This is a genomic window from Peterkaempfera griseoplana, from assembly GCF_001418575.1.
Classification (GTDB): Bacteria; Actinomycetota; Actinomycetes; order Streptomycetales; family Streptomycetaceae; genus Peterkaempfera; species Peterkaempfera griseoplana.
This window is the reverse complement of sequence record NZ_LIQR01000067.1, coordinates 514-11,822: the sequence shown is the minus strand read 5'-3', so window position 1 is coordinate 11,822 and position 11,309 is coordinate 514. Positions and strand designations below refer to the sequence as shown.

Annotated in this window: 10 protein-coding genes and 1 pseudogene; 3 read left to right on the top strand and 8 right to left on the bottom strand. The window is 73.3% G+C overall.

All coding sequences use genetic code 11. The annotated features are described in order from the left end of the window. Window positions 1-80: 80 nt before the first annotated feature. Window positions 81-261, top strand: a pseudogene (locus AOK09_RS39950) (peptidoglycan-binding domain-containing protein); the annotation flags it as partial. 32 nt (window positions 262-293) lie between these two features. Here AOK09_RS39950 and AOK09_RS43580 read toward each other — a convergent pair. The 4 genes from AOK09_RS43580 to AOK09_RS05420 all read right to left on the bottom strand — a co-directional run bounded on the left by AOK09_RS43580 (window position 294) and on the right by AOK09_RS05420 (window position 3,921). Next, window positions 294-548, bottom strand: a complete 255-nt coding sequence (locus AOK09_RS43580) for an MFS transporter (protein WP_407675348.1) — start codon at window positions 546-548, stop codon at window positions 294-296. 12 nt (window positions 549-560) lie between these two features. Beyond that, window positions 561-1,504 (bottom strand): MFS transporter (locus AOK09_RS39945; protein ID WP_217698383.1); only part of this gene is annotated, 944 nt, incomplete at its 3' end. 262 nt (window positions 1,505-1,766) lie between these two features. Beyond that, window positions 1,767-2,840 (bottom strand): acetylxylan esterase, encoded by a 1,074-nt coding sequence (locus AOK09_RS05425; RefSeq protein ID WP_079062774.1) that lies wholly within the window; start codon window positions 2,838-2,840, stop codon window positions 1,767-1,769. A 46-nt stretch (window positions 2,841-2,886) separates the two neighbouring features. Continuing rightward, window positions 2,887-3,921 (bottom strand): LacI family DNA-binding transcriptional regulator, encoded by a 1,035-nt coding sequence (locus AOK09_RS05420; protein ID WP_055585963.1) that lies wholly within the window; start codon window positions 3,919-3,921, stop codon window positions 2,887-2,889. Between the two features lie 433 nt (window positions 3,922-4,354). Here AOK09_RS05420 and AOK09_RS05415 point away from each other — a divergent pair, with 433 nt between their 5' ends. Beyond that, window positions 4,355-4,780: a type 2 periplasmic-binding domain-containing protein gene (locus tag AOK09_RS05415; protein ID WP_055585962.1), complete on the top strand. Its 426-nt coding sequence runs from the start codon at window positions 4,355-4,357 to the stop codon at window positions 4,778-4,780. Between the two features lie 133 nt (window positions 4,781-4,913). Further along, window positions 4,914-6,455 carry a GH39 family glycosyl hydrolase gene (locus AOK09_RS05410; protein WP_055585961.1) on the top strand — a complete coding sequence of 514 codons (1,542 nt, stop codon included), beginning with the start codon at window positions 4,914-4,916 and terminating at the stop codon, window positions 6,453-6,455. Window positions 6,456-6,821: 366 nt separating this feature from the next. Here AOK09_RS05410 and AOK09_RS05405 read toward each other — a convergent pair whose 3' ends face one another. From AOK09_RS05405 to AOK09_RS05390, 4 genes are all read right to left on the bottom strand, one after another. Further along, entirely contained in the window at window positions 6,822-8,945 is a 2,124-nt protein-coding gene (locus AOK09_RS05405) for an alpha-glucuronidase (protein WP_217698382.1), read from the bottom strand. Between the two features lie 171 nt (window positions 8,946-9,116). Continuing rightward, on the bottom strand, window positions 9,117-10,169 hold the full coding sequence (locus tag AOK09_RS05400; protein ID WP_245687130.1) for a LacI family DNA-binding transcriptional regulator: 1,053 nt from the start codon (window positions 10,167-10,169) through the stop codon (window positions 9,117-9,119). A 317-nt stretch (window positions 10,170-10,486) separates the two neighbouring features. Further along, on the bottom strand, window positions 10,487-10,897 hold the full coding sequence (locus tag AOK09_RS05395; RefSeq protein ID WP_055585967.1) for a VOC family protein: 411 nt from the start codon (window positions 10,895-10,897) through the stop codon (window positions 10,487-10,489). Between the two features lie 81 nt (window positions 10,898-10,978). After that, a partial coding sequence (locus AOK09_RS05390) for a helix-turn-helix domain-containing protein (protein ID WP_055585966.1) occupies window positions 10,979-11,309 on the bottom strand: 331 nt, incomplete at its 5' end.

The window sequence follows — 11,309 nt, the reverse complement described above, 5'->3', positions numbered from 1 at the left end:
CCACACCCGCCGCCGCGCCCACCCCGGCGGCGCCGCCGCCCCCCGCGTGGATCACCGACTGCACCTACTACTCCGGCACCGTGCTGACCGAGTACGGAGACACCGGCGCCCCGGTCAAGGAGGTGCAGTGCATCCTCATCAAGCGCGGCTACAGCGTGGGCGCCTCGGGGGTGGACGGCGACTTCGGCAGTGACACCCTCGCCGGGGTCAAGCGCTTCCAGACGGACCGGGGTCTGGAGATCGACGGCCAGGTCGGCCCGCNNCGTGCCGGAGGCGCACTCGCCCGGACGGTGTCAGCGCGTCACCCCGTCACCGGACGGAGCCTTGAGGGCGGTGGTGGGGTTCCGGCGGCTCAGGGCGCGCAGGGCGCCCAGCGCGGTGACGGCTGCGAGCAGCCCGGCCGCGACGCCGAAGGCGGACGGCGGGCCGGACCGGTCGGCCAGGACGCCCCCGCAGGCCGTGCCCAGCGCCGCACCCAGGTTGTAGGCGGTGCTGACCCAGGCGCCGGCCTCGGTGTGCGAACTCTCCGGGACGAGCGCGCCGACCAGCTGGTAGGCCNNGCCCCGGCGAGCAGCAGCGCCGTCCCCGCGGCCGGCGCGGTGTACACCAGCACCGGGAGCGCGTAGCAGAGGGCGGAGGCCGCGGCGAGGGCGAGCGGCCGGTGGGCGAGGGCGGCGCGCCAGCGACGGCGTCCGTACACCAGGCCGCCGAGGACGCCGCCCACCGAGAACAGGGTCGTCAGCACCCCGGCCGTCACCGCTCCCCAGGCCGCGACGACGGCGATCTCGGCGAGGGAGAGCGCGGCCGCGGCACCGAAAACCAGCAGCAGCACCGGCGTGAAACCGGTGGCGCGCAGCGGACTTCGGCGCCCCGCGGCCGGTTCGGCCGTCCCCTTGACATGGGCGGGGGTCCGGCGCAGCGAGTGCGCCAGCAGGCCGAACCCGGTGACGACCAGCACCGCACATCCGGTGAGTGCGGCGGGTGCGGTGGAGACGGCGACCAGCAGCGCACCGAGAACGGGGCCGAGTGCGAAGACGGTGGACTCCGCCGCCGTGTCCAGGCTGAGGGCGCACTGCCGCTGCGCCTCGTCCTCGGCCAGTCTGCCCCACAGGGTCCGCATCAGGGGGCCGACCGGCGGTGGGCAGACCCCGGCCGACACCGCGAGGCAGACGGCGAGCGGGGCGGGCAGGCGGGCGGCGCAGACGGCGGCCAGGGCGGTGAGCAGGAGCGCGTAGCAGAGGGCCAGCCGCATCAGCGCGGTGGGACGGCGCTCCACCAACCGCGCCCTGAGCGGGCCGAGGAGGGCGCCGGCCAGTCCGAACAACCCGGTGGCGGTACCGGCCACCGCGTAGGAGCCGGTGCCCTGGCGCAGCGAGAGCAGCAGGGGCAGGCCCAGCAGTCCGTAGCAGAGCCGGGCGAGCATGGCGGCGGCGAACAGGCCGCGGGCATGGGGGAGTGCGAGGACGGCACGATAGGACGCACCGCCTCCGTGGAGGCGTGACAAGGGGGTCTCCGAGAGGGTGTGCCGGTGAACGGGCCGGTGTCGGGCCCTGGTTCACCCGCGGGCAGGACGGATCCGGGTGCCGGCTGCACCGGTCGCGCTCGTGGGGTGCCACGGGGCGGCGGCGGGTCAGTGGGCGGCGGGATCTGTCAGTGCGGTTCGGAGACGGACATGGGCGGCAGGATAGCCGTCCGGGGGGTCGGGGAGAAGAGGGCACCCCCCGTGCCCGGCTCCGCCGCCGGGCCTGCTCGGCGGCAGCGGGGGTTCAGACGCTGTTGGCGGCTGCTGCGGCCGGTGCGGGCGAGGCCGCCGTCGGGGCGGGGTGCGGGTGCGGCGGCTGCTGCCCGGGCCGCAGTCGCGCGTCGAGCCACGCCAGCTGACGGCGGGTGTGGAGCGCCTCCCCGCCCTCGTGGTGGTTGAACGGGTACACATGCACGGTCCGGTCCGCCGTGGCGGCCGTCCCGGTGGCGGCGCCGTAGTGGTTGTACGCGGCGAACACGGTGCTCGGCGGGCACACGGTGTCGCGCAGACCGACGCCGAGGTGGACCGGGGCCTTCGCGCGCCGTGCGAAGGAGACGCCGTCGACGTAGGAGAGCGTCCGGCGGACCTGTTCCTCCGCCTCCCGGTGCACGGCGAGGAAGCCGGCGATCTCACCGTAGGGTGCGGCGTCGGTGATCTCGATGGCGCGCTGCAGATGGCAGAGGAAGGGCGCCGAGATCATCAGTGCGGCGAGGTCCGGCACCAGGCCCGCGACCGCCAGGGCGAGGCCGCCGCCCTGGCTGTTGCCGAGGGCGGCGACGCGTGCGGGGTCGACGCCGGGGAGGGCGCGGAGCGCGGCGACGGCCCGGACGGAGTCGGTGATGAGCCGTCGGTAGTAGTAGTCCTCGGGCGAGAGGATGCCCCGGGTCACGGCGCCGGGTCCGCCGAGCGGGCCGCTGCGCGGGTCCGGGGTGTCGCCGCCGTTGCCGTACTGGTCGCCCTGGCCCCTGCTGTCCATCAGCAGATGCGCATGGCCGGCCGCGGCCCAGGTGAGGCGCTCGTGCGGCAGGCCCCGGCCGCGGCCGTAGCCCAGGTACTCGACGACCGCGGGGAGGGGAGCGTCCACCTGGGCGGGCCGGGTGTACCAGGCCCGGACGGGGTCGCCTCCGAAGCCCGCGAAGGTCACGTCCCAGGTGTCCACCAGGCGCAGGCCGCTGTCCACCGGCCGGACGTCGATGATCACCGGTGTGGCCTCGTCCTGCTTCAGCGTGGTGCGCCAGAAGGCGTCGAAGTCGGCAGGTTCCGGTACCGCGGGGACATAGCGTTCCAGCTGGTCGAGCGGAAGGTCGAAGAGGGCCATGGTTCCTCCGGGTGCGGCTCGGGCGGCGCCCGGGAAGGCGGGTGGGTCAGACGCCGGGCGGCGGTGCCGTGCTCTCGCGTACGACCAGTTCGGTCCCCAGGTCGATCCGGTTGGTCGTCAGGTCCACCCCGGCGGCCAGGTCCAGCAGCATCCGGGCGGCGGTGCCGGCCATGTCCCGCAGGGGCTGGTGGACCGTGGTGAGCGCGGGCTCCATCCAGGCGGCCACGGGAAGGTTGTCGTACCCGACGACCGAGAGGTCCCCGGGCAGGTGCAGGCCCAGCCGACGGGCGGCGCGCAGCACCCCCATGGCCTGGGTGTCCGACCCGGCGAAGATCGCGGTCGGACGGTCCGGCCGCCGCAGGAGGTCCATGCCGTGCTCGTAGCCGGCGTCGAGGTAGAACGTGCCGTAGCGCACCAGGTCGGGGTCGACCGTCAGGCCCGCCTCGTCGTGGGCGGAGCGGAAGCCGGCGACGCGGGCCCTGCTGCACAGCACGTCCTCCGGGCCGGAGATGACGGCGATGCGGGTGTGGCCAAGCTCCAGCAGGTGGCGGGCGGCGATCAGACCGCCGTTCCAGTTGTTGGAGCCGACGGAGGGCACCGACTCCGTCGGGGCGCTGTCGGTGTCCACCGCGACGAAGGGCACCCGTTGGCGGTGCAGCCGCGCCTGCTGGGCCGGCGTCAGTCCGCAGGAGACGAAGAGCACTCCCATCGGCTGGCGGCCGAGCAGGACGTCCAACCAGGGGTCCGAGGGGCGGTGCCGGCCCCCGAGCTGGGCCAGCACCAGTTCGGCGCCGCCGGCGGAGACGGCGGCCTCGACCCCCTGGATGATCTCCATGGCCCATGCGTGGTCGAACTCGTGGAAGACCAGGTGGATCTTGTTGGTGGTCACGGCCTGCCGCCTGGAGCGGCGGCGGTAGTGGTGCCGCTCCAGACTGGCCTCGACGCGTGCCCGGGTGTCGGGTGCGACGTCGGTGCGTCCGTTGAGCACCTTGGAGACCGTTGCCACGGAGACGCCGACCTCCCGGGCGATGGTCGCGATCGTCGCGGAGCGAGGCTTGACTGCGGACTCGGAAGTGGTCAAGGGAGCCCCATGCTCGTTGTCGAAAGTTTCGATTATCTCTGCCTCGATTTGACGCAGTCTAGGACTGGCCAGAGGTGAATGTACGCGACGAGACCGGGATCGGCCAGGGTGAAATCCGCAGAGTCTGGCCTATTGACACTCCATCGGCCACATCCTTAAGCTGCCCGGCACATTAAGCGAAAGTTGCGAAACTTTCGAGCCGCTGCTCTGTGTCACTTCCTGGAAGGGCTTGGCCGGGCACCAGCGACAGCGACAGTGGCCGCGCGTCGCCTGTCCCGGACGCCCCCACACTCCGCACGGGAGGCCCAAGGATGAGCACCACCACGGCAGTTGGTCTGTCGCCCGATGCGCGAAGCCCCGGCCGGGCGGATGCTGCTCCCGTCCCGGTCCGCCCCGTCCCCGCTCCTGGAGCCCGTCCCTGCGGAACGGCCTCATGATCTCCGGGAAGGCCCACGAGAGCGAGGGCTTCGTCGCCGTGACGCAGGCCGTCGACCGACTGTGGTGCTCCGGCGCCGGCCGGGAGTGCAGCCACCACCTCGCCGAGGACGTCGACCACCTCGGCCTCCACCCGACGGCGGCCGCGAAGCCGACCGTGGTCTCCGGCTTCTCCGCCGGCACCGTTGCCCACGGTGGCGGCACCCCTCTGCCGGAGCCGGCCGCCTCCGCGGAGGAGAAGGCGTTCCGGGAGGTGAGGAACACCCGCAAGGGCCTCCCGGTGCCGCCCCCGGTCCCGCTCCGCGCCGACGAGCGCGAGCGGTCGGCCCCGGGGGACGCGCCGCTGAGGGGCCACGCCCGGGAGCAGGCCTCCGGGTCCGTCCCGGGCACGCGCGACCTCGCCGGGTGCCGGGCCCCTACCTGAGCGACCACGAGGGCAGGAACGCAGACTCCTGCACCGGGCTCGTCCACCGGGCCCGCGACCGCTGGAAGCAGAAGGACGGCTGACAGCGGCCATCCCCTCACGTCCGACCAGCACCAGACTAAGGATCACCACTATGCGGATCGTTGTTCCCGACCACCCCTCAGGACGACTGTCGGATGCGTGGCGCTTCTGCGTCGGGACCGGCCGGTTCGACCTCGCGCTGCGCCGCGACTACCAGGAGTCCCTGGCGCTGGTGCAGCGGGAGATCGGTTTCCGGCACATCCGGGGCCATGGCCTGCTGAGCGACGGGGTGGGCGTCCACCGGCCGTACGAGTACCAGGGTGTGCGGCACGTGCGGCACTCGTTCACCTATGTGGACCAGGTGATCGACGCGTACCTCGAGCTCGGCATCCGGCCTTTCCTGGAGCTCGGCTTCATGCCCTCCCAGCTCGCCTCCGGCGACCAGACGGTGTTCTGGTGGCAGGGCAATGTCACCCCGCCCCGCGACTGGAAGGAGTGGGCGGACCTGGTCCGCGCCACCCTCCGGCACCTGATCGACCGCTATGGGCTCGACCAGGTACGCGGCTGGCCCGTCGAGGTGTGGAACGAGCCGAACCTCACGGCCTTCTGGGCCGGCGCGGACCAGGACGCCTACCACCGGCTGTACGAGGTGACCGCCTCGGCCGTCAAGGATGTGGACGCCTCACTGCAGGTCGGCGGCCCCTCCCTGGCCCCCGGCTACGAGGCGGAGTGGCTGGAGCGCTTCGCCGACTTCGTGGCGGCCGGCTCGGTGCCCATCGACTTCATCAGCCGGCATGCCTACACCAGCGGACCGGCCCAGGAGGTCCCGTTCGGGACCCACCAGACCCTGGAGCCCGCGTCCCTGCTGCTGGAGCAGTTCGCCGCTCCTCGGCGGCAGCTGCACGGCAGCCCCCTTGCCGAACTGCCCGTGCACATCACCGAGTTCAACTCCTCCTACCGGCCGGACAACCCGATCCACGACACGGCCTTCCATGCCGCCTACCTGGCGCCGGTGGTGGCTGCCGGAGGCGACCTGGTCGACTCCTTCTCCTACTGGACCTTCAGCGACATGTTCGAAGAGGTCGGCATCCCGACCTCGATCTTCCACGGCGGCTTCGGCCTGCTGACCCACCGTCAGATCAAGAAGCCCACGTATCACCTCTACGCCTTCATGGCGCGGATGGGCGAACTGGTCCTCTCCCGCGGCCAGGACCACCTGGTGACCCGCGACGCTGACGGCCGCGTCACCGTCCTGGCCTGGGCACCCGTGGACGTCACCGGCAACACCCCGGTCGACGGGCACACCGTACGGCTGTCCGTCCCCGTCGGCACGGCCGGGAACTCCTCGGTCTACGTACAGCGCTCCTCGGTCTCCGAGGAGGCCGGCAACGCCTGGACCGCCTGGTGCGAGATGGGCCGGCCGATGTCGCCCGGCGCGAAGCAGCTGGACGCCCTGCGGGAGGCCGCGGAGCCCGCCAGGTCCCACCGCAGCCTCCCGGTCGTCCAGGGACGCGTCGAGTGCGACATCACCCTCGCCCGCCACGAGGTGACCCTGCTGGAGCTCACCGCGGTCACCGACGAGACGTCCCCGTGGTGGGACGACAGCCGGCTGCTGGGCCTCGACGGCGGCAACGGGCCGGGAACCCGAGCATGAGCGCCACCGCCGAGGGCCGCCGGAGTCCGGCGGAGGACCGCCCGCCCGGGCCGCCGCCCGGGTCCACAGCCTGACGACCCCCGAACCGCTGCCCGCCGCGATCGTGCCCTGTCCGCTGCTGATGCTGCTGGACCGGGACGCCGGCAAGGTGCCCCCGGCCGACGCCTGCGCCCGGCCGGGGGCACCGGCCCGGTCCGCGGCACCGTAGGCACGGCACCACCGCAGCAGCGACATCACCGGGGAGCGGGTCGAACGGGGGCGGCCGGTCGCGCCGGTTCCGTACGGCGTCCCGGTACTGCGCGAGGACGGCTGACGGCCCGCACGGCGACGAGGGCCCGGCGGGGAGACCCGCCGGGCCCTGCTGCGCTACGGGATCCGCCGCCCGTGGGCGTCGGGCACCCCGGACTTGCGGAAGAAGTAGGCGTTGACCTGGTCCTGCCACTCCTCGGCGGACCGCACCTGCTCGTCGAGCCGCTCCGCCACCCGGGCGTGCAGCGCCGGCTCGACCAGTCCGCCCGCCCCCAGCTTCTGCCAGAGCCGCCGTGACTCCGCGGCCTCCTCCGCCCCGGCGAAGTGCGTGTCGTAGATGTGCTGGACGACGGTGGACCCCGACCGCAGCACATGCCCGTACGGCACATGATGGAAGAACAGCAGCAGCTCGTCGGGGCAGCGCTCCGGAGACTCGTACACCTCCGACCACGGCGCCGGGTACTGCCCGGCGAAGCCGGTCCCCGAGGCACGGGTGCGGTCCACGCCCAGACCGTCCCGGTCGGCGAAGTGGTAGGTGCCCCACGGCGTGTACTCGTACCCGTCCACGTCGGGACCGTAGTGGTGCCCCGGGCGGACCATGAACCCGATGCCCAGCGGAGCGGTGCAGCGCTCGTAGCTGCGCCAGGAGCCGTCCATCATCGCGTGCAGGGTGCTGCGCAGCGGCTCGGGGTCGCCGGACACCACCGGGACGAAGGTCAGGTCGATCCACTCGTCCAGCACGGCGACCGGGTCCGCCCGCGGCTCCCAGGCGAGGCGTCCGAAGGCGTAGAGATTGGCCTGGGCGAGGGGGTGCCCGGTCCAGTAGGGGTCGTCGCCCACGTTGGAGACGGCGACCAGTCCGCCGCCCTCCGCACCGCCGCCGTACGCGGCCCCGCCTGCGGCCACCGCCGCCACCGTCGGCGCATCGGCCCCCCACGGACGGAACCCCAGCACCTCGCTCCACATCGGCCCGAGATAGCACACATGCTGCTGCTGGCCGGTGTACTCCTGCGTCACCTGGAACTCCACCGCGAGGCGGGTGGCAGGCATCGCGGCGATCACCGGCGAGACGGGCTCGCGCACCTGGAAGTCCATCGGGCCGTGCTTGACCTGGAGGACCACGTTGGAGTGGAACTCACCGTCGAGCGGGGCGAAGTGGTCGAAGGCGGCACGGGCCCGGTCGGTGGACCGGTCCCGCCAGTCCTGCTGATGGTCGTAGACGAAGGCACGCCAGTGGACCACCCCGCCGAACGGCGCCAGGGCCTCGGCGAGCATGTTGGCGCCGTCGGCGTGGCTGCGCCCGTACGTGAACGGGCCGGGCTGCCCCTCGGAGTCGGCCTTCACCACGAAGCCGCCGAAGTCCGGCACCGCCCGGTACACCCGCCCGGCGGCCTCGGCCCACCACGCCCGCACCTCCCGGTCCAGCGGGTCCGCCGTGGGCAGCCCGTCGAGGACGACCGGCGAGGCGAAGCCGACCGAGAGGTGCACCCGGATCCCGTAGGGGCGGAAGACGTCCGCGAGGGCGGCGACGTCCCCGAGGCGGTCCGTGAGCAGACGGGTCTCCGTGGCGTGCACATTGACGTTGTTCAGCGCGACGGCGTTCACCCCCGACGCGGCCAGCAGTCTGGCGTAGGCCCGTACCCGCGCCAGATCGCCGCGCGGAGCGCCGTCGCGCCAGAAGATCGACCCGCCGGAGTAACCGCGCTCGACCTGCCCCATCACGGGGTGGACGTCGACGTTGTCCCAGTGGTCCAGCATGCGGCTCCGCACCGCAGGCCGGTGCAGCTCCGGCGCACGGTCGCCGCCGAACGCCGACTCGCCCAGCCTGACCACGTGGAACAGCCCGTAGAGCAGGCCGGCCGGGGCGTCCGCGAGCACCACGGTGACCCCGCCCTGCCGGGCCAACGTGTAGCCCTCGTCACCGGTCGGCTGCGCGGGGTGGCGGCCCTCTCCGCGGAGGCACGCCGGCACCTGGGCGGCCCCGGGCAGCGGGGGCTCCGGTGCGGACAGGGCGAGCACCAGGTCGAAGGTGCCGTCGCCGTCGTACGGCTCACCGGCCGTCCGCGGCTCAAGGCGCACGACGGCACCGCCGTACCGGGCGCAGGCCTGCTCGACCTCCTGGTGCACCGTCCCGACGAGGAGACCTGCGCCGTGCACCAGGGTCCGGCGGGAGCCGATCGCCCGGAACGCCTCCGGCGGCAGCCATGCGGCATGGACCCCGGCAGGTCGGTGTGTCGTCATGGAACGTCCTAACGCCATGCGTCCCGAGCGGTCCCCAGGGCCGCCCGGTCGCTGAATCGATGAAGTGCCGGCGCCCCTGGGGACCGCGGACCGGGCGGCCGCCGCCCGGTCCGCGGGCAGGCCGGGGTCACGGCGGCGCGGCCTCCCCCCGTCGACGGTTCCGGGCGCGTCTCAGTCGGGCCGCGCCGCGGGCGGGGCGGTGCTGCTCCGCACCACCAGCCGCGTGGCCAGGTCCACCCGGGGGGTGGCGACCCGCTGGCCGCGCGCCATGTCGAGCACCAGCCGGGCGGCGGCTCCGGCCATCTGGGTCAGCGGCTGGCGGACGGTGGTCAGCGGCGGCCCGACCCAGCGGGCGAGGGGCAGGTCGTCGAAGCCGACCACGCTGAGGTCCTCCGGGATGCGCAGGCCCAGTTCGCGCGCGGCCTCGTACAGGCCGAGCGCCTGCAGGTCGTTGCCGGTGAACACGGCGGTCGGCCGGTCCGGCATGCGCAGCAGCTCCAGGCCCGCGGTGTAACCGGCCTCGTGGTGGAAGTCGCCCTCGCGGGTGAGGGCCGGGTCGAAGGTGATCCCTGCCGTCTCCAGTGCCGCCCGGTAGCCGTCGACCCGCGCGCGGCTGCACATCATCCCGCTGGGGCCGGCGATCAGCCCGATCCTGCGATGGCCCAGCTCCAGCAGGTGCCGGGTGGCGGCCAGGCCGCCCTGCCAGTTCGTCGTACCGACGGCGGGCACGTCCTCGCCCGGGTCACCGGCCGGATCGATCACCACAAAAGGGATGTCGCGGCTGGTCAGCTGCGCCTGCTGCGCACGGTCGAGACCGGAGAGCACCAGGATCACCCCGGCGACCCGGCGGGCCAGGACACCCTCCACCCAGGACTGGCCGAGGCTAAGCCGCCCGGCTGACTCGGTCAGCACCAGGTTGAGCCCCTCCTCCCGGGCGACGATCTCCGCTCCGCGGATGACCTCCAGCGCCCAGGCGCTCTCCAGCTCGTGGAAGACCAGCTCCAGCAGCGGTGCGGCCTGGGCGGTGCTGCGCGGGCGCCGGTAGCCGCGCAGGCGCAGCAGCTCCTCCACCCGCTCCCGGGTGGCCTGGGCCACATCGCCCCGGCCGTTGAGCACCTTCGAAACTGTCGGAGCCGATATGCCCGCTTCGCGTGCGATTTCGGCCAGTGTCGCCGACCCCGTGGCCGACTCCGCCGAGGCCGGCCTCTCCTGTTGACTATGCACTTCAGAAGAGTTCACGGGAGGGATCGTAGCCCCTGGGGGGTGCTCTCCGGCAGGTCGGAACGAGATGTGGTGAGCCCTTGACCGGCTTCGGTCGCGGCCCCGGGTTTTCCGACACCATTCGATAACTCCGCCGCAACAGTCGGTGCCGCCGTGGTCAGGCCGCCGCCCCGGTGGGCGCACCAGCCCGGAGCGGCGACCCGGCGCCACCGCTCACCCCCGCCACTGCGGCCGGGGCCGCCACCCCATGAGGTGGCGGCCCCCGTAGGGGCGGCGCGAGGCCGCCCCCCTCCCGCGGACGAACGGAGGCCGTGGCCGGCTCAGCCCTTCAGCTGGGTGAAGCGGATGTTGTTGCCGAAGGGGTCGCGCAGACCGCAGTCGATCCCGTACGGGCGCTCCGTGGGCTCCTCGGTGAACTCCACCCCCCGGCTCAGCAGCGTCTCGTAGGTCTTGCGGCAGTCGTCCGTGGCGAAGATGAGCGAGCCGCCCGTCGCCCCCTTGGTCACCAGCTGGCGTACCTGCTGCGCTGTCTCCTCGGACATCGCCGGCGGACCCGGCTTCTCCAGCAGGACCTGGCGGTCCGGATGCCCGGGGACGCTGACGGTCAGCCAGCGCATGAAACCCATGTCGACATCGGCGTTGACCTCCAGGCCGAGCTTGCCGACGTAGAAGTCGAGGGCCTCGTCCTGGTCGAGGACGTAGATCTGTGAGTGTGTGATCGCGGTGAACATGCACATCACGCTACCGGCGGGGGCCGCCGGGAACTTATCCGTAACTGCTCATTCCGCGGGTCGTGCCGGGAGCGCCGGCGGTCAGGCGATCGGCCGCGTCCACGCCTTGGTGAAGCAGGTCGGAACACCCGCGGCGGCCACCGCCTCCTTGCGGTACTCCCTCGGCGACCGCCCGACGATGTCGCGGAAGGTGCGGCTGAAGGTCCCCGGGCTCTCGAAACCGACCAGATAGCAGATGTCCGTCACACTGCGGCCGCTCTCCCGCAGCAGGAACATCGCCCGCTCCACCCGGCGGCGCTGCAGATAGCGGTGCGGCGTCTCGCCGAAGGTGGCCCGGAACGTACGGCTGAAGTGCGCCGGCGACACATGGGCGATCCGGGCCAGTGCCGGGACGTCCAGCGGCTGCGCGTAG

Excerpts from the sequence above, each read along its gene's own strand:
- AOK09_RS05425 (WP_079062774.1), bottom strand. The coding sequence starts at position 2,840 with ATGGCCCTCTTCGACCTTCCGCTCGACCAGCTGGAACGCTATGTCCCC.
- AOK09_RS05415 (WP_055585962.1), top strand. The coding sequence starts at position 4,355 with ATGATCTCCGGGAAGGCCCACGAGAGCGAGGGCTTCGTCGCCGTGACG.
- AOK09_RS05395 (WP_055585967.1), bottom strand. The coding sequence starts at position 10,897 with ATGTTCACCGCGATCACACACTCACAGATCTACGTCCTCGACCAGGAC.
- AOK09_RS05410 (WP_055585961.1), top strand. The coding sequence starts at position 4,914 with ATGCGGATCGTTGTTCCCGACCACCCCTCAGGACGACTGTCGGATGCG.
- AOK09_RS05405 (WP_217698382.1), bottom strand. The coding sequence starts at position 8,945 with ATGACGACACACCGACCTGCCGGGGTCCATGCCGCATGGCTGCCGCCG.